Below are 17099 nucleotides of genomic sequence, written 5' to 3'. Positions count from 1 at the left end.
GTCAGAAGACTGCTGGCGCGGCGGGTGGCTCGGCCGCCGAGAAATCATCCGCCAAATAGTCCGCGGGTGCCGCCAGCAATGGCAGCAGCCAACGGTCGTCGATGAGCAGCACCGCATCGCCCGCCAGCAGGTAACGGCGGCGGTCGATGGGTTCGGCAGCGCCGGCGCGCAGGCGCAGATCATTCAGCTCGAGCGTCAGCCAGGGGTCGGCCAGGCCCATGTCCGCGAGCATTGATACCTGATGTTCCGCCGCTTCATCCCCCGCGGCCTGATCCACTGCCATTGGCGGCTTGAAGACCACGGCGGCCGGGGCTCGTACCAGCGCATCGAGCCGCTCGCTCATGATGGCTGTCACCTTGCCCTGCACAGGATCGCGCATCACCCAGCCATCAGAGCTCAATTCGAACGACAGTGGTGCCTCGCCTCGCTGCCGCAATTGGATACGAGTCACCTGCTCCGGGGCAAAGCCAATCAGCCCGGCCAGGCCCGGAGGCGACTCGGGTTGCCCACGCGCGAGCAGAAACAAGAGTGTGCAGAGGGTGAGCAGCAAGCCATTGATCAGCCAGCGACCGCTCATGGGCAAAGCAACTCCTTAGTCATGACGGCGCCGCCAGTACGCAAAGAGCGCCAGCAGCAAAAAACCAAAGGGCAAGACCACCAGCGCCAGGACACTGAGCACAAAGGCCCGGCCGGGCGTGAGCGCAAGGGGCGCGTCATCGGGGCTCGCCTCGGTCGCGACCAGTTCCACACCGCTTAGCCAGCGCAGCAGGCGCAGGCCGAGTGCGCGATTCGCGCCGCGCTCCAGTGCCGCGTTGCTGAGAAAATCGCCATCGCCGATCAGCATCAGGCGCTGTTCGCCCAGCGCCGATGCGGCCATCTCCGAGCCGCCCGCGCGCAGGGCGCTAGGGACCTGGCGCGTCATCGCCAGCGCAAAGGGCAAGGGACCGGCCAGCTCGCCCAGTTCGGGCTCGCGCGCGATCTTGCCCTGGATGGGGCCGGTTTCATTCCAGCTCTGGGCGCTGCTCTCGAGCGCCGTGACCAGCTGCCAGCTGGGCGCCAGGCTCGCCAAGCTCTCGGGCGCGAAGGCCGCGACGCCCGGAAAGAACGCAGGCGCGCCCAGGCCCTGCCACAAGGGATGGCTGGGCCAGTCGCTGACCACGGCGACATTGGGCGCCGCGACATCGAAGGCGCTGCCGGCGGCATCGACGATTTGTCCTGGCAGGCGGTCGATGCCGAGCAAGTCAGCGAGCGGCTGGAAGCCCAGCCAGTCGCCCGGGTCGAGCAGCCACAGCATGTTGCCGCCAGCGGCGACATAGTCCATCAGCGCATCGACCTCGCCGGGAAAGAGCGCGATGGCCGGGGTGCTCAGGATCAAGACATCGGTATTGCTCGGGATCCGGCTCAGGCGCGCCAGATCGATCTGTTGCAGTCGAAAGCCGCGCTGTTCCAGCCATTGCCCAAAACGTCCGATATCCCGGCCCGTGCCGCCTCCCGGGCTGCGCTCGCCATGTCCCTCCAGCAGGGCAATCCAGGGTGCCTGGGTCAGGGTCAGGCGGGCGATGGCGTTGGTCAGGCTCGTTTCATCGAGGCGGACGAGAGGTTCGTGACGATCCTGGTACTCAAGCAGCATCTGTCCGAGCAAGCGCACATCATGCTGGCGCGCCAGCTCGGGCGCGCGCATTGGGTCGATATACTCGACCCGTACCAGATCGCTGGCGCGCCGATAGCGCATCAGGATTTGCTCAATCTCGCGCACCAGCGGATGCTCGGGGGCGATAAAGACGCGCACTTTGAGCGGTGCCTCAAGCGCGGACAGCACCTCCAGACTCTCGTTGCTCAAGCGGTTGCGCCCGGCACTTGACCAGTCCCAATAGATCTCATGCCGCGCCAGATGCCAGCCCGCCAGCAGCACCAGAGTCCAGAGCAAGACGACATAGACGGCATCGGCGAGACGCCGCGAGACTCTGCTCGGCCGCTTGTTGGGCGCCAGGGAGGGACCTGGTTCTCGCATCCTCATGGGTCTAGCAAGTTCGCGAGCTGGCGCTCGGCCAGGGCTAGAAAGCAGGCGCTGAGCAGCAGGAAATACCCCAGATCGCTCAGACGCACGGCGCCGATCAGAAACCAGAACAGATGTTGCCCCCAGGACAGCCAGTCCAGCAGCCCGAGCGCCCGCGGGCCCGAGAACTCGGCGCGGTTGATCAGCGACAGCAGAATCAGAATGCCATAAGCGATCACGGCCGCCGCGGCCGGTTGGGCGCTTAGGCTGGCGCCAAAGAGCCCCACCGCCGCGAACAGCAGCCCCAGCAGCCACAGACCAAAGGTCGCGGATAGGCACAGGCCAAGATCAACAGGCGCGCTTAGTGCCAGCGCCAGACACAACAGCAGCGGCACCAAGGACAGTGCCAGCAGCACCAGGGCGAGCGCCAGCCATTTGCCGAGCAGAATCTCGACCGGCGCCAGGGGAGCGCTGGCGAGTAGCGCATAGCGGCCATCGCGCAACTCGCCGCTGAGCAGACGGGTCGCGAGCAGCGGGGCGATCAACAGCAGCATCACGGCGGCCGCGCCGAAGAGTTCGCGCGCCAGACGCAGATTGAGCGCGCCGATGGTGATCTGTTCGAGCCCCTCGCGCTCGACGCCGACGAAGGGATCGAGCACGGAGAGAAAGACCCAGCCGAGAATCAGGGCGCAAGCGGCCAGCAGCAGCCAAATCAGACCGGTCTGGAACAGCGTCAGGGTCTCACGTCGGGCAATGGTCCAGATCATGGATGTCTACTGCTGCGATATCACGCCCAAGCTGCCTGATCCATGGCGCCGAAGCCATCCAGGAACAGCCGCTCGAGGTCGCTCGGCTCCGGGCTCAGCTCCGCGAGGCCAAAGCCACGTTCAACCAAGCGGTGGCTGAGCTGCGCTGGATTGGTTCCCGGCTGCAGGCACAACCGGATGCGGCCATCGTCCAGCGCCTCGGCGCTGGCCACCTGCTCCACCGCGGCGAGGGCCTCGGCTGTGCTTGGTGGCACCAGGCGCACTCGGACCCTAGTGCCTTGGGCGCTGTCGGGCGCGGTGTTGATCCCGGACGCGAGAGTGCCCCGATACAACTCGCGGCCATCACGCAGCATCAGCACCGAGGTACAAAGATGGCGCACTTCATCGAGCCGGTGGCTTGAGAACACGACCGCGCAACCGCGCTCGGCGCGGCGGCGGATGAGCGCACGCAGCTCGCGGCTTTGCAGCGGGTCGAGTCCGTCCCCGGGTTCATCGAGCAGCAAGAGCGCGGGATCGTGCAGCAGCGCCTGTGCCAGACCTACACGCTGGCGGTACCCTTTCGACAGCCTTCCGAGCAGACGACGGCTGACAGTTTCCAGCCCACATTCGCGGATCACAGCAGCCACCGCGCTGCGCAGACCGGCGTCGCGCAGGCCGCGCAGCCGCCCGCAGTAATGCAAATACTCGCCAAGGCGCAGATCGGGGTAGATGGGCGGGCGCTCGGGCAAATATCCGAGCCGGCGTTTTGCCGCCCTGGGGGAACCATAGAGATCCAGTCCGAGGATGCGCACCCAGCCGCGACTTGGCGCCAGCTGGCCGGCCAGCATTTGCAGGCAGGTGGTCTTGCCGGCGCCATTGGGACCGAGCAGCCCGAGGATTTCGCCGGGCTCCAGGCGCAGACTCAGCTCCCGCAGCGCCTGGCGGCCGCCAAACTGGCGACCGAGCGCTTGAACCTCCAGAACTGCTTGCGTTGGCATTGCCGATCCTCGAAGCGCTAGACACTTGACACTTGCCACTTGCCACTGAATAGGGCCAGGGCGCGCGATTCTCAGTTGTCTCTGACCGCCATGCTGCTAACCCCTTGCGCCTGGAGTTTCTTGCCCAGCGCCTCGGCGCCGGCCTTGTCAGCAGGTGCGGATCTGAGCCGATAGGTCTTGGCGCCGCCAACCTCGGCCTCGACGATGTTCACGCTAAACCCCAGCAGGGCCAGTTCGGCCTTGCGCCGCTCCGCATCCGCGAAGTCGCGGAAGGAGCCTACCTGAAGGCGATACTTGGTGGCCGAGGTCTGGGTTTGTGTTGGGCTCTGCGTTGGTGGAGTTTGCGCCGCTGGCTTGGCCGTTGTTGCCGGGGCTTCACCAGCGGGTTTGGGGGTGAGCGGCGGCAGCGGCGAATTTCTTTTCACTGTCTCTTCGATCGGCACCAGGACTTCTTCCCGCGGCAGGGTCTCATAGAAGTCGAAGGTGGGTTTGGGTTTCGGCGCCTCGGCGGTGGAGGGCTTGGCCGGTGGTGTCGGAAGCCGGTCGTGCCGCATCCAGGCGAGGCCCATCCCAAAGGCCCCGACCAGGGTGCCGAGCAGAAACCAAAAGGCGCCGGTGCTCCGCGGGCGGTCGCGCTTGCGCGATGATGAGCTGCTGCGTGTCGCGGTTTTAGCCATGAGTTAAGAATAATGGTAATGGTCCGGTGGTTGGTGGCGACGCGGCTACATCGCCTCGGGCGCCGAGACGCCGATGAGTCCAAGCCCATTGCGGAGCACCTGGCGAACCGCCAGAATCAGCGCGCCGCGCGCCTCGCGCAGGGGTTGGTCTTCGACGATGAAGGGGTGCGCGTTGTAATAAGCATGAAAGTCCGTTGCCAGCTCGCGCAGATAGGCGGTGAGCTGATGCGGCTCGGCCTCGAGCGCGGCGGCCATCACCACCTCGGGATAGCGCGCCAGGGTGCGCAACAGACTTTGCTCATGTGGCTCGCTCAAGCGCGCGAGCTGCTCCAGGTCCGCCGTGCCCTGGATGGGCAGGTTTTTCTCCGTCGCCTGGCGCAGCACGCTCTCGATGCGTGCATGAGCATATTGCACATAGTAAACCGGATTGTCGTTGCTTTGGCTCTTGGCCAAATCCAGGTCAAAGTCCAGGTGCTGCTCACAGCGGCGCATGATGTAAAAGAAGCGCGCGGCGTCCTTTCCCACCTCCCGGCGCAGCTCGCGCAGGGTGACAAAGTCACCCGAGCGGGTGGACATCTGCACCTTTTGCCCGCCCCGGTAGAGGATGGCGAACTGCACCAGCAGAACCTCAAGGCGGGCGGGATCATCGCCCAACGCCTGAAGCGCCGCCTTGACCCTCGGCACATAGCCGTGGTGATCGGCGCCCCAGATATCAAACACCCGGGCGAAACCGCGTTCGAGCTTGTCGGCATGGTAGGCGATGTCGGAGGCAAAATAGGTGCTCTGGCCATTCTCGCGAACCAACACCCGGTCTTTTTCGTCGCCAAAGCCGCTGGAGCGAAACCAGAGCGCCCCGTCGCGCTCGTAGACATGCCCGGCCGCGCGCAGGCGCTCAACCGCCTTGGTCACGGCGCCGCTCTCGGCCAGGGTGCGTTCGGAATACCACTGCTGATACTCCACGCCAAAGCCGGCCAGATCCTCGCGAATATCATCGAGGATGGTATTTAGCCCCAGCTCGAACACCAGCCGGTAGCGGTTGTCGCCAAGCAGCTGCTGGGCGCGATTGATGAGCGCATCGATATGCGCCTCTTTGTCACCAGCGGGCGCACCTGGCAAGGGCGTGCCAGTGTCGCTCAATTCATCCGCGCTCGGCGCATCCTCGGGCACGTCAGCAAAGACCACGCTCGCCTCGGCCCGGTAGGCATCACCATGCTCGCGGTGCAGCGCGGCGGCGATGTCCCACACATAATCCCCGCGATAGCCATTGGCCGGAAAGCGCAATGTCTCGCCGCAGAGTTCCAGATAGCGCAACCAGACCGAGGTGGCGAGAATGTCCATTTGCCGCCCGGCATCGTTGACATAGTATTCCCGATGCACCTGATAGCCGACCGCCTCGAGCAGATTCGCCACCACCGCGCCATAGGCGGCGCCGCGCCCATGCCCGACATGCAGTGGGCCGGTCGGGTTGGCCGAGACGAACTCCACCTGCACCCGCTCCCCGGCGCCATGATCACAGCGGCCATGGTTGGGGCCGGCGGCGAGAACCTCGGGGATCAGGCGCAGATAGGCCGCTTCGGCCAGGAAGAAATTGATGAAACCAGGCCCCGCGATCTCCACCCGCGCCACCAGGGGCGATTCAGGCAGATGCTCAACCAAGCGCGCGGCAAGATCGCGCGGTTTGCAGCGTGCCGTCTTGGACAACACCATGGCCGCATTGGAGGCGAAGTCGCCATGGGCCGGATCGCGCGCGCGATCAATCTGCGCGCGGCCGTGCGCGGCGCTCGGGTCGAGACCGTCCTGGCTCGCCAGGGCGGCCCAGGCTTGTTCAACCAGGGAGAGAAGTGCTTGCTTCATGCGTGTTGAGGAAAAAGGCGGTGGGGAAGGGCGTGCGTCATGGCCCCGGTCTTTAGGAGCATCCATCCGCTAGGATAACGGAAAGCATGAAAGCATCGCCATAGGGGAATCCGGCTTGCATGATTTGGCAATCCAAATGACAAATTATGCAAATTGGCCTAGACTCCGGTGCCATGATCCCCCGCCTGCTTGAATCCCGACTGCGTGAGCTGGCCGGCTATTATCCCGTGGTTGCGGTGATTGGCCCCCGCCAGTCCGGCAAAACCACCCTGTGCCGAATGGTTTTTCCAGATCGGCCTTATGTCTCCTTCGAGGCGCTTGATACCCGCGCCTTCGCCGCCGAAGACCCTCGCGCTTTTTTGCGTGCACATCAATATGGCGCTGTTTTCGACGAGGTGCAGCGCGTCCCCGAGCTGCTGAGCTACCTGCAAACCGAGGTCGATGAAGACCCCGAGCCGGGTCGTTTCGTGCTGACTGGCTCGCAACACCTCGGCCTCGCGGCGGCCATTTCCCAATCGCTTGCCGGGCGCTGCGGTCTGTTAACCTTGCTACCGCCCAGTCTCGATGAGTTGCGTCGGTTTCCAAACGCGCCGGATGATCTCTACTCGCTGCTCTTCCAGGGTGCTTATCCGCGTATCTACGACCGCGACATCCCAGCTTCACGCTGGCTGGCCGACTATGTCGCCACCTACATTCAGCGCGATGTGCGCCAAATGCTCAATGTGGGCGACTTAAATAGCTTCACCGGATTTCCGCGGCTCTGCGCCGGGCGTAGCGCGCGGGAAATCAACCTCAGTGCGCTCGGCGCCGATGCTGGTATCACCCACAACACAGCACGCGCTTGGTTGTCGGTGCTGGAGACCAGTTTCATTCTGCTGCGTCTACCGGCCTGGCACCTTAACTTGCGCAAACAACTGATCAAAGCCCCCAAATTGCATTTGTTCGACACGGGGCTCCTGTGTCATCTGCTAGGCATCCAGGATCAGGAGCAGTTGCACCTGCACCCGCTGCGCGGCGCCATCTTCGAGACCTGGGTGGTGTCCGAGGTCTACAAAGCTTTCACCCATCGCGGCACAACCCCGGCGCTGTTTCATTACCGCGAAAGCCGTGGCCTGGAAGTGGATTTGCTGCTGGAACAGGGCCTAAGGCTGAACGCCCTGGAGATGAAGTCGGCCGCGACCCTGGCACCGGACTTTTTCCGCAACCTGCAAGGCTTTCGGCAGCGCTTGGCCGGCAGTCAGCCAGAGCGCGGCATCGGCGCCTGGCTGGTCTATGGCGGGGATGAGTCTCAGTCACGCAGCCAGGCAAAGGTGCTCTCCTGGCGCGACATCGGCCAGATTGGCGCGAGCCTCGCTTAATCAGTCGGGCCATAAAAACAGCCGACCAATACTTTAATAAATTTGCATGAAGGTCGAACTCAAGCCACAGGCGATAAAGGATCTTCAGTCTATCCACAAGAAGGATGCCGCTAGGATTGCCGGACGGCTCAGCGAATTTGTGGGTGGACTTACTGGAGACATCAAGCAGCTTACAAATTCTTTGGGGCGCGAAAGAAGCCGAAGGCGGAGCGTCTACAACTCCGTTAGTTGTTGTCATTGCACAACTGGACATCAAAGAAGGCTAAAAGATAACCGTCACGGGCCTGGGCAGTGTCTCGCACGCCGGCGGCGGCGCAGTCACGCATGCCGCGTAGCACCAGGACGAATTCATCGCCGCCGATGCGCGCGACTAGGTCATCATTGGCTCGCACTAGGGTGCCCAGGCGTTCCGCGACCTGTGTTAGCACCAGATCACCGGCGGCATGGCCAAGTTGATCGTTCACCGGTTTGAAATGATCCAGATCCACCAGCAACAGCGCACCCGGCTGGCCGCGCTCAAGCAGCGTATTGATGCGCCGAAACAGCCCTGCGCGATTGAGCAACCCGGTCAGCGGGTCAGTCTCGGCGCGCTGCAAGGCCTCCTGTTTCTCGCGCCGCAGTAGCTCGATGCGGCGGGCGAGCGCGAGTGAAAACAGTAGCACCTCGAGTGATACGCCCACTTGGAAAGCGTGTTCAACCCAGAGCGAATCCTGGACCCAGCCAAGGGTGCGTGGTAGCGTGACCAGTGCGCCGCTCAGGGGCGCGAACCGTGCGAGCAGGAACAAACGCGCCGGGCGATACTCGAGCTGTCCGCTGGGGTCACGCAGCACCGAGAGATAACCCTCGGCGCGCTGACCGTTGGCCTGATCCTCGAGCTCCAGCACCTCGGCATGTGCCCAATGAGGCAGCATCGCCACCAACATCAAGACAAACCCCAGAAAACGCCAAGACAGCAAACCCTCGTCACAGAACGCGCGTCTGCCCAGCCACCATTTTCTCCGCCCCATGCCCCATGCCCCTCATGCTAGCCTAGGTGAACGAAGGCAGACTGCATCCGCTGCCAACCATTCACCAAGAGTGTAGCATGAAGCCCCGGCCAGGCTCGACACGGATCAGACTTGACTGCAAGCCGCCTTCCTTTCGCATCCAGCGCAGGCGCGAGAGCAAGATTTCAAGCTGAGTAGGGGCCAGTTGCCAAGATCCCAACGGAGCAGTTGGCGCAGGCTCAAGTCGAGCGCCGCTGGTTAATTGTTCTCGATCACAATGCGCGGGAATTTGGCCGCGTAGTCCTTGGCTTGGAGCGAGAGTTTGGCTGCCGTCTTACGCGCTATTTCGCGATAAATCTCGGTTAGACGGGATTCTGGCTGGGCGACGACCGTGGGCTTTCCACTGTCGGCTTCCTCGCGGATATGGATGTCAAGCGGCAGGGAACCGAGGAGTTGCACGCCGTATTGCTCGGACATGGAGGCACCGCCGCCCTGGCCAAAAATGTGTTCTTCATGGCCGCAGTTGGAGCAGATATGGATACTCATGTTCTCCACGATGCCAAGCACGGGAACCTCCACTTTCTGGAACATTTTCAGACCCTTGCGCGCGTCGAGCAGGGCGATGTCCTGGGGCGTGGTGACGATAATGGCGCCCGAGACTGGCACTTTTTGCGCCAGAGTGAGCTGGGTGTCACCGGTGCCGGGCGGCAGGTCGATGACCAGGTAGTCGAGTGCGCCCCAGTTGGTGTCGTTGAGCAGTTGCTCCAGCGCCTGGGTGACCATGGGACCGCGCCAGATCATGGGCGTTTCTTCATCAATCAAAAAGCCGATGGACATGGCCTGCAGGCCATGGCTGGTCATGGGCTCCAGGCTGTTGCCGTCTTTGGATTCCGGCTTGCCGGTGATGCCCAGCATCCGCGGCTGGGAGGGGCCATAGATGTCGGCATCCAGAATGCCGACCCGCGCGCCTTCTGCCGCCAGGGCCAGCGCCAGGTTCACGGCCGTGGTGGATTTGCCAACGCCGCCCTTGCCGGAGGCCACGGCGATGATGTTCTTCACCTGGCCGATGGGCTTAAGCGACTTCTGCACGGAATGCGCCTTGATCTCCCAGTTGACATCGACCTGCACGGCGCCGACGCCGGGAACAGCCTTGATCCGCTCGCTCAGCGCTGCCGCGATGGTGTCGCGCGCGCCCTGGGCAGGAAACCCAAGGGTGACTTTGACCTTGACCTGATCGCCTTCGATCTCAATGGCCTTGATCAATTTGGCGGACACCAGATCCCGGTCCAAATGGGGTTCTTTGTAGCCCTTGATGGCTTCTTCGATGACGTCTTTGGTCAGGTCGGACATGGGTCGCTCCGTTATCGCTCGCGAAAACTAACAAAAAATTGGCCGTCTGCGTTGCATCCTCACTCAGCGCCATCATAGGACAGCCGGTCGCAGCCGGTTCGGTTATGGTCCGGACGTGGTATCAGGAAATGCTAATTCAAGCTGACGCGAGCCTTTATGCCGCCACAAGGGTACAATCCGCCTTTTTTGCCGGCGGCAACCGCGGGGCCGGTTCGCGGCCATCAAGCGACGGACATTCTATCCATGACTGAAGAGACCAGCTTTGCCGCGCTGCTCGCGGAAAATGAGCCCAAGGCCAAGGGCGCGCGGCACGATCCCAAGGTCGGCGACCAGGTGCGTGGCGAAATTATCGCCATTGATGCCGATCAGGTCTTTGTTGCCATCGGCGGCAAGACCGAGGCGCTGATGGATATCGCGAATCTCACCGCCGAGGACGGCAGCCTGAAGGCGCGGGTTGGCGACACCATTGACGCGCGGGTCACCAGTATCGATACGGACACGGGTGCGCCGCGCCTCGGCCAGCGCCATGGGCGCGCCCTGCATGGCATGCAGGAGCTGGAAGAAGCCTACCGCGGCGGTCAAGCGATTGAAGGTCAGATCACCGCCGCCATCAAAGGTGGCGTGGAGGTACAGATTTCCGGGCATCGGGCCTTTTGCCCGGCCTCCCAGGTCGATCTGCGCTTTATCGAGGATCTCTCGAGCCTGGTCGGCGAGCGCCATGCGTTTCGCATCACCAAGTTCTCCGGCGGTCGCAAGCTTGATCTGGTGGTCTCCCGCCGCGCCCTGCTCGAGGAAGCCCAAGCGGCGGCGGCGGAGGAGACCCGCGCCAAGCTTGAGGTTGGCGCGGTGCTAAATGGCACTGTCACTCAACTGAAGGACTTTGGCGCCTTCGTCGATCTCGGTGGCGTCGAGGGCATGGTCCATATCAGCGAGCTGGCCTTTGGCCATGTGCGCCATCCCGAGGACATGCTGCGTCCGGGTCAGACCATCGAGGTGCAGGTGTTGCGCATCGAGCAGACCAACAACCCCAGGCGTCCGGAAAAAATCGCCCTGTCCATCCGTGCCCTGGCTCAAGATCCCTGGAGCGATGCGCACAGCCGCTTCCCGGTCGGCACCCAGGTCGCGGGCAAGGTGACCCGGTTGCAGCCCTTCGGTGCCTTCGTGGAACTGGCGCCCGGCCTGGAGGGACTGATTCACATCAGCGAACTCGGCGGCGGCCGCCGCGTCACCCACCCGCAAGAGGTCATCAAAAGCGATCAAACAGTCGAAGTGCGGGTGCTGGGGGTGGATAGTGAACGGCGGCGAATCTCGCTCGCGCTGGCAAACGAAGGGGCCGAGCCCATGGATGCGTCCAGCCCGGAACCCGCCGCGCCCACAGCCGCCAAATCCGGGCGCGAGCAGGCATCCGGACCGGGACCAGACGCCGCGATGGGCACCTTCGGCGAACTGCTGCGGGAGCAACTGCGCCAACAATGACCTATCCAGACCTGGGCGCTGGCCTGGTCGCGCCAGCCTGGCCGCGCTGGGGATCGGATTAAGCGGCTGCATTGGCGACTGCCTGCCGAGCTTCGCACACATGCTGCGCAAAGCCTGATCCAGCCTCGGCATAGAGGTTGAACACCTGCCCAACGCCGGCGGCACGCAGCACGGCCTCGTCATCCGGGAACTTGGCGATGGCACCGATGCTGCCGGCATAGCCCTCCTTGCGCAGATGTTCGGCGGCAAAAACATTCTCTGACACCGCCGGCATGGCCAGCAGGACCAATTTTACACGGCCATCGTCGAGATGCAGGCGATGCCAGAAATCGGCATCGGTGGCACTGCCCTGCACCACATGGCGCCCGACGGCATTGTGGCGGGCCACGGTTTCCTGATCGGCATCCACGCCCACTGGATACATACCGCGATCCCGCGCCAGGCTGTCATAGGCACCGGTGCCGACCCGCCCCATGCCGACGACCATGGCGTTGGCATTGCCGGGGTCGATCTCGCGTTCAACGGGAATGCGCTGGGGGCGCTCCTGGCGCCGCAGCCGGGCACTAAAAAGCTCGTACAGATAGTGCGAGCGCGCATTCAGCAAAGAGGCGATGATGAGTGACAGCGCCAGGGTGATGCCAATGATGGCGAGCCAGTCGGCCGACAGCCAGCCCATTTTCACCGCCAGCGCCGCCACGATCAGGCCAAATTCACTGTAACTGGCCAGCGACAAACCGCACAGCAGCGCGGTGCGCGCGCGCAAGCGAAAGTCCAACAGCAGCTGCTCGAACAAAAAGGCCTTGACCAGCAGCAGCGCAAGGAGGGCGGCCACCAGCGGCAGCATGTCGAGGTTGGGCGCGGCGCTCAGGCCAATGCTAAGAAAAAAACCGACCAAGAATAAATCCTTGAGCCCGAGCAGCGCCTTGGCCAGTTCGCCCGCCTTGGGGTGCGAGGCGATCAGCACCCCGAGCAGCAGGGCGCCAAGATCCCCCTTGATTTGCACCATCTCGAATAGGTGCGCCCCGCCGAGCGCGAAGCTAATGCCAAACAGCAGCAGCAGCTCGCCATGCCCGGATTGTTCCAGCAGCCACAAAAGCGCCCGTCGCAAGGGCAGCAAGGCCAGCAGCAACAAGGCCCAAGGCGTGGGCGCCTTGCCCAGGGAAGCTTCCAAAAAAAGCACGGCCGCCAGATCCTGCACAATCAGGATACCGATGGCCAGGGTGCCATAGAGAGCCGCCATCTCGCCTTTGTCCTCCAGCACCTTGACCGCGAAAACGGTGCTCGAAAAACTGAGCGCGAAGGCCACCACCATGGCGCTGACTGGGGAGATGTCGCGCACATAGGGCACATCCAGCCAACCCAAGCCGAGCAGGGTCGACAGGCTGAGCAGAAAGAAAATGAACGCATGCGCGCCGGCCGCGCCCCACACATGGGATTCAGCCAGGCTGGTCAGGCGCAGCTTAAGCCCGATGGTAAACAGCAGCAGGGTCACGCCCAGATCCGCGAGGCGCTCGATCATTTCGGTGGCTTCCGCGCCCGCGGAGCGCAACCCGAAGCCGGCAATCAGATACCCAACCAAGGGGGGCAAACCGAGCTGACGCGCGATCAGCCCACCGACAAAAGCGCCCACCAGCCAGGCGATGGTCTCCGACATGGCAATCCCCACAGTCCATAAAAATTTTGTTAGCACTCCCCTTGACAGAGTGCCAGCTCGTTGCTACTTTACATAACGCAGTCGCCGAAAAGGGACTGCGACGCCAAACGCCATCCGAGCTCGTTATGATCGGAGCAAAAGGCCAATGGCGTCCAACCGGCGGTTCGCTTGCGAACGCCAACCACTCACGTATTGCTCAATGGAGAATATGTCATGACCACACTCGACTTCTCACCACTGTTCCGCTCCATGATTGGCTTTGATCGCCTCGCCTCCTCGCTCGAGAACGCCTATCGCAGCGAGCCCGGCGGCTATCCTCCCTACAATGTGGAGCTGGAGAGCGAGAACAAGTATCGCATCAGCCTGGCCGTCGCTGGCTTCGGCGAGGACGAACTGGGGCTTGAGGTCAAGGAAAACGTGCTGAGCGTGACCGGCCAGCGGCGCGAGGAGACCAAGGATAGGCAATACCTGTATCGGGGCATTGCCAACCGCGGGTTCGAGCGCAAGTTCCAGCTCGCTGACTATGTCAAAGTGGTCGACGCCCGGCTCGAGAACGGCCTGCTGCACATCGACCTTGAACGCGAAGTGCCCGAGGCGATGAAGCCGCGCAAGATCGAGATTCGTCGCGATCAGGCGGGTTCGCAGCGGTTCATCGAGGCGGAACACGCCAAGGCCGCATGATGAAGTCAACCTGACCAAAGTGGCTAGCGAAGCGGCATGATCCAAGCGCCGTGCTAGGCTGGCAGCACTGACAGACCGGGGCACTCGCCCCGGTTTTTTGTTGCCAGTCATCCTAACAGCCTGCCCATCAGACCGCCCGCGCCAGCCACCGCTGAATGGCTTCGTTGAGCGCCGCAATCTCGATTGGCTTGGTCAGAAAATCATCCATTCCGGATTCCAGCGCGGATTCGCGTTCCCCGGTCACCGCCTCGGCGGTCAAGGCAATGATGGGAATCCTGGGATTGAGCGCGACCGAGTCCGCCGCGCGTATCGCGCGTGTCGCCTGATGGCCATTCATGTCAGGCATGCGCACATCCATCAACACCAAATCACAGGGGTGCCGCGACAACACCTCGAGCGCCTCGCGACCATTGGCGGCAAGCAGCACCCGGTGCCCAAGCTTGGCGAGTATCTTTTTCAAGACGATTTGATTGGTCGGCTCGTCATCCGCCACCAGAATGCAGGCGTCCTTGATGCCACCGCCGAACTTCCTGGCACGATCAGTCTTTTCGGCACCGCCTGTCCCCGCCGTGTCGTTTGTTGTCTTGCTTTGATTGCCGCCGCTCTGTGTCGACGTTTTGTTCCGCGCCCCCTTGGACGCAGCCAAGGTGAAATCGCTGAGCATCTGGCGCAGCGCGGCACGCGTCAGGGGTTTGCTGATGACAGTGTCGGCCAAACCCGCCGCGCGCAGCGCCGCCGCTTTGCGGAAGTCCCTGCTGGAAGCCATCAACAGAATGCGCGTCGCACCAGGCGCTGCCCGTTCGCGCAACGCCTGGATCTGCTCGCGCGGCTCGAGACCGGGGAAGTGGTAATCGATCATGGCCAGGTCCGCCGGCCCATCCTCTTCCAGCAGCGAGACGGCGTTACCGACATCCGCCGCCGCGAGAACCCGCAGACCCAAGGCCCGCAGATGACGCGGCAGGAGTTCGCGCAGCGGTTGACAGTTCGTCACGACCAGGGCGCGCCGGCCATCCAGGGTTTGGAGCGCATCTTGCGCGGATTCAGCCGGGCTGGACAGTCCAAGACGCAGGGTGAAATAAAACCGACTGCCGGCCTCGGGTGCGGAATCGACCCTCAGAGCGCCACCCATGAGTGCCACCAGTTGCGCGGCAATGCTCAAACCCAGCCCAGTGCCGCCGAATTTGCGCGTGGTGGAACTGTCTGCCTGGGTAAAGGCATCGAACAAGGCCTCTTGGCGCTCCGGCGCGATGCCAATGCCGGTATCCCGAACCGAGAACTCCAGCACCACCTGCTCTGCTTCAGCTTCAATCAGTTCCACGCTCAGGGTGACATCGCCCCTGGAGGTGAACTTGACCGCGTTACCCAGCAGGTTGATCAATACCTGGCGCAGTCGCAGCGAATCGCCGAACAGCCAGACTGGAATGCGTTGCTCGACATCGACCAAAAACTCAAGCCCCTTGGCCTCGGCCTGCACCGCGGCCACGGTGACCACTTCCTCGATCAGCGGATCAAGCGCGAAGGGGATGCACTCCAATGTCAGACGGCCCTTTTCGATCTTGGAGAAATCGAGAATATCGTTGATCAGCGCCAAGAGACTGCGGCTGGCACTGCGCAGGGTCTCGGCATACTGGCGCTGCTCTTCATCAAGCCCGGTTTCGGACAGCAGATCGGTGATGCCGATAATGGCGTTGAGCGGGGTGCGAATCTCGTGGCTCATATTGGCGAGGAACTCACTTTTGGCCTGATTGGCGGCCGAGGCCTGGTCGGCGAGCTGGTTCGCGTGCTCGGTGGCCGCCTGCAGTTCCGCGTTTAGAGACCCGAGCGCGCGGTTGTTTTCGCGCAGTTCCTGATCCGCCAGCTTGCGTTTGGTGATGTCAAACATCACCCCATAGAGCTGCCGCGCCTTGCCACGCTCGCTACGCTCGACGAACACCCGATCTTCAATCCACAACCAGGCCGAACGATCACGGCGCCAGGCACGATAATTCAGCACACCAAGGCTGCTCTCCGACGCCACCAGCCGGCGCAGTGTCGACACCGCCGCCTCGCGATCATCTTGATGCATGGACTCGACAAAAAAGCTTGGATTCGCCAGGACATCGCGCGGCTCGAAGCCAAGCAGGCGTTGGATACCCGCGCTAATGAACAGGGTTCTGAAGGACTCCGGCTCAGCCACATAGAGAGCTCCTGGCATGGCCGTGGCCGCCGCGCCCAGCACCTCATTGCGGCGCGCGACCTCGCGGTCCTGCTGCGCCCGGCGCCAACTTAAAAAGGTGGCCGCCGCCAGGCAGTAAAAGAGCACCAACACCAGCCCAACGGTGACCTGGCGCTTGATGCAGGGACCGCAAACCGCGATGCGACTGGATGCGGCCATCACAAACCAGGGGCTGTTGGGCACCGCGACAAAATTTACAAACAAATGCCCGGCCTCCTCGTCCTCGAAGGTGTTTGGCGACCCCTCGGGATCTGCACGCCATTGGGCAAGCGCCTCGGCGACGGACTCGGGTGCAGGGCGCATGCGCCAGTTGAGCGCGAGCGGGGCATTGGGCTGACTGGACCGCGGCGCGGCGGCTGGCAGCACGAATGCTGGTTCGGGAGCGAACCACAGCAGTCCATCCTTCGAGGTTTGCAGCAACACGGCGTGGCTGTTCGTGGTTGTGACCAAATCAGGCCCCAGCAGTTCGGCCAGGAACGCCCGCGGCTGAATCAAAAACCGCAGATGCCCCTCCAGCTGATCCCGGTACCAGAGCGGAATGTCGAGTACCATGCTCGCTGGGCCGGTCGCATCGATCCGCAGCGACGAGAGCATTGGCTGCCGCCCGTCAAAGTCGCCCACGTCAAGCGGAACAAGCCTGTCAATCGACTCGGGCGCCAAGCCATCAGCCACTTGGCTGATTAAAAGTTGGCCGTTGGCGCCAAAGAGACGCGCGCCGGCGTAGTTGTAAGCTTCCAGGGTGGTGCGCAGTCGATCTTTCAACTCCGGGATATCGGGTCCGGGCAAAAAGCCCTGCTCGCGCCAGCGTGCCAAGCGCGCTGGCAAACCGGCGGTAAAGGTTCTGCCATCGGCCAGTCGCTCGGTGCGCCATTGTTCCAGTACCGTGGCATCGCGCATGGCGATGACTTCAAGCTCCTTGAGTGCACCTGTGCGCGTCTGTTGCAGCTCAGAGGAGGCAAAGAGATAGAAGGCCACCGTCAATCCGGCACCAAGCAGAAACAGGGCAAGACCGACTGGAGGTGAGCGCATGACGAGCAATTCCTTTATTATTAATCGCTAATGTTGCAAAAAGGCTGGTCTTTCAGCATAACAGTAACCGCCACCTGTT

General features: G+C 62.9%; 13 protein-coding genes. 3 read left to right on the top strand and 10 right to left on the bottom strand.

What is annotated here, in order from left to right:
- Position 1: 1 nt before the first annotated feature.
- From Thiowin_RS23160 to argS, 6 genes are all read right to left on the bottom strand, one after another.
- On the bottom strand, positions 2-577 hold the full coding sequence (locus tag Thiowin_RS23160) for a hypothetical protein (RefSeq protein WP_328985332.1): 576 nt from the start codon (positions 575-577) through the stop codon (positions 2-4).
- 15 nt (positions 578-592) lie between these two features.
- Positions 593-2017, bottom strand: coding sequence for a GldG family protein (locus tag Thiowin_RS23155; protein WP_328985331.1), 1425 nt, complete (start codon positions 2015-2017; stop codon positions 593-595).
- Entirely contained in the window at positions 2014-2763 is a 750-nt protein-coding gene (locus Thiowin_RS23150; protein ID WP_328985330.1) for an ABC transporter permease subunit, read from the bottom strand. The genes Thiowin_RS23155 and Thiowin_RS23150 overlap by 4 nt, the downstream gene beginning before the upstream one ends.
- 20 nt (positions 2764-2783) lie before the next feature.
- Positions 2784-3740 carry an ABC transporter ATP-binding protein gene (locus Thiowin_RS23145; protein WP_328985329.1) on the bottom strand — a complete coding sequence of 319 codons (957 nt, stop codon included), beginning with the start codon at positions 3738-3740 and terminating at the stop codon, positions 2784-2786.
- Positions 3741-3811: 71 nt separating this feature from the next.
- On the bottom strand, positions 3812-4417 hold the full coding sequence (locus Thiowin_RS23140) for an SPOR domain-containing protein (RefSeq protein ID WP_328985328.1): 606 nt from the start codon (positions 4415-4417) through the stop codon (positions 3812-3814).
- A gap of 45 nt (positions 4418-4462) precedes the next feature.
- Positions 4463-6271, bottom strand: coding sequence for an arginine--tRNA ligase (gene argS / locus Thiowin_RS23135; protein WP_328985327.1), 1809 nt, complete (start codon positions 6269-6271; stop codon positions 4463-4465).
- Between the two features lie 173 nt (positions 6272-6444).
- Here argS and Thiowin_RS23130 point away from each other — a divergent pair, with 173 nt between their 5' ends.
- Positions 6445-7629, top strand: coding sequence for an ATP-binding protein (locus Thiowin_RS23130; RefSeq protein WP_328985326.1), 1185 nt, complete (start codon positions 6445-6447; stop codon positions 7627-7629).
- Positions 7630-7853: 224 nt separating this feature from the next.
- Here the strand turns inward: Thiowin_RS23130 and Thiowin_RS23125 are convergent, their stop codons facing one another.
- Both Thiowin_RS23125 and apbC read right to left on the bottom strand, forming a co-directional pair.
- Entirely contained in the window at positions 7854-8540 is a 687-nt protein-coding gene (locus Thiowin_RS23125; protein ID WP_328985325.1) for a GGDEF domain-containing protein, read from the bottom strand.
- Between the two features lie 333 nt (positions 8541-8873).
- A complete protein-coding gene (apbC, locus tag Thiowin_RS23120; RefSeq protein WP_328985324.1) occupies positions 8874-9965 on the bottom strand; it encodes an iron-sulfur cluster carrier protein ApbC in 1092 nt (363 codons plus the stop codon).
- A 243-nt stretch (positions 9966-10208) separates the two neighbouring features.
- Here apbC and Thiowin_RS23115 point away from each other — a divergent pair, with 243 nt between their 5' ends.
- Positions 10209-11441, top strand: a complete 1233-nt coding sequence (locus Thiowin_RS23115) for a 30S ribosomal protein S1 (protein WP_328985323.1) — start codon at positions 10209-10211, stop codon at positions 11439-11441.
- Between the two features lie 58 nt (positions 11442-11499).
- Here the strand turns inward: Thiowin_RS23115 and Thiowin_RS23110 are convergent, their stop codons facing one another.
- Positions 11500-13095: a cation:proton antiporter family protein gene (locus Thiowin_RS23110; protein ID WP_328985322.1), complete on the bottom strand. Its 1596-nt coding sequence runs from the start codon at positions 13093-13095 to the stop codon at positions 11500-11502.
- Between the two features lie 213 nt (positions 13096-13308).
- Here Thiowin_RS23110 and Thiowin_RS23105 point away from each other — a divergent pair, with 213 nt between their 5' ends.
- On the top strand, positions 13309-13776 hold the full coding sequence (locus Thiowin_RS23105; protein ID WP_328985321.1) for an Hsp20 family protein: 468 nt from the start codon (positions 13309-13311) through the stop codon (positions 13774-13776).
- Positions 13777-13903: 127 nt separating this feature from the next.
- Here Thiowin_RS23105 and Thiowin_RS23100 read toward each other — a convergent pair whose 3' ends face one another.
- Complete coding sequence (locus tag Thiowin_RS23100) at positions 13904-17020, bottom strand: PAS domain-containing hybrid sensor histidine kinase/response regulator (RefSeq protein ID WP_328985320.1); 3117 nt, start codon at positions 17018-17020, stop codon at positions 13904-13906.
- Positions 17021-17099: the final 79 nt, after the last annotated feature.

Source organism: Thiorhodovibrio winogradskyi, assembly GCF_036208045.1.
In the GTDB taxonomy this organism is placed as follows: domain Bacteria; phylum Pseudomonadota; class Gammaproteobacteria; order Chromatiales; family Chromatiaceae; genus Thiorhodovibrio; species Thiorhodovibrio winogradskyi.
This window is presented reverse-complemented; position numbering and strand designations above follow the sequence as displayed.

Excerpts from the sequence above, each read along its gene's own strand:
- Thiowin_RS23150 (WP_328985330.1), bottom strand. The coding sequence starts at position 2,763 with ATGATCTGGACCATTGCCCGACGTGAGACCCTGACGCTGTTCCAGACC.
- Thiowin_RS23115 (WP_328985323.1), top strand. The coding sequence starts at position 10,209 with ATGACTGAAGAGACCAGCTTTGCCGCGCTGCTCGCGGAAAATGAGCCC.
- Thiowin_RS23125 (WP_328985325.1), bottom strand. The coding sequence starts at position 8,540 with ATGCTGCCTCATTGGGCACATGCCGAGGTGCTGGAGCTCGAGGATCAG.
- Thiowin_RS23100 (WP_328985320.1), bottom strand. The coding sequence starts at position 17,020 with ATGCGCTCACCTCCAGTCGGTCTTGCCCTGTTTCTGCTTGGTGCCGGA.
- Thiowin_RS23105 (WP_328985321.1), top strand. The coding sequence starts at position 13,309 with ATGACCACACTCGACTTCTCACCACTGTTCCGCTCCATGATTGGCTTT.
- apbC (WP_328985324.1), bottom strand. The coding sequence starts at position 9,965 with ATGTCCGACCTGACCAAAGACGTCATCGAAGAAGCCATCAAGGGCTAC.
- Thiowin_RS23110 (WP_328985322.1), bottom strand. The coding sequence starts at position 13,095 with ATGTCGGAGACCATCGCCTGGCTGGTGGGCGCTTTTGTCGGTGGGCTG.
- argS (WP_328985327.1), bottom strand. The coding sequence starts at position 6,271 with ATGAAGCAAGCACTTCTCTCCCTGGTTGAACAAGCCTGGGCCGCCCTG.
- Thiowin_RS23140 (WP_328985328.1), bottom strand. The coding sequence starts at position 4,417 with ATGGCTAAAACCGCGACACGCAGCAGCTCATCATCGCGCAAGCGCGAC.
- Thiowin_RS23160 (WP_328985332.1), bottom strand. The coding sequence starts at position 577 with ATGAGCGGTCGCTGGCTGATCAATGGCTTGCTGCTCACCCTCTGCACA.
- Thiowin_RS23145 (WP_328985329.1), bottom strand. The coding sequence starts at position 3,740 with ATGCCAACGCAAGCAGTTCTGGAGGTTCAAGCGCTCGGTCGCCAGTTT.
- Thiowin_RS23155 (WP_328985331.1), bottom strand. The coding sequence starts at position 2,017 with ATGAGGATGCGAGAACCAGGTCCCTCCCTGGCGCCCAACAAGCGGCCG.
- Thiowin_RS23130 (WP_328985326.1), top strand. The coding sequence starts at position 6,445 with ATGATCCCCCGCCTGCTTGAATCCCGACTGCGTGAGCTGGCCGGCTAT.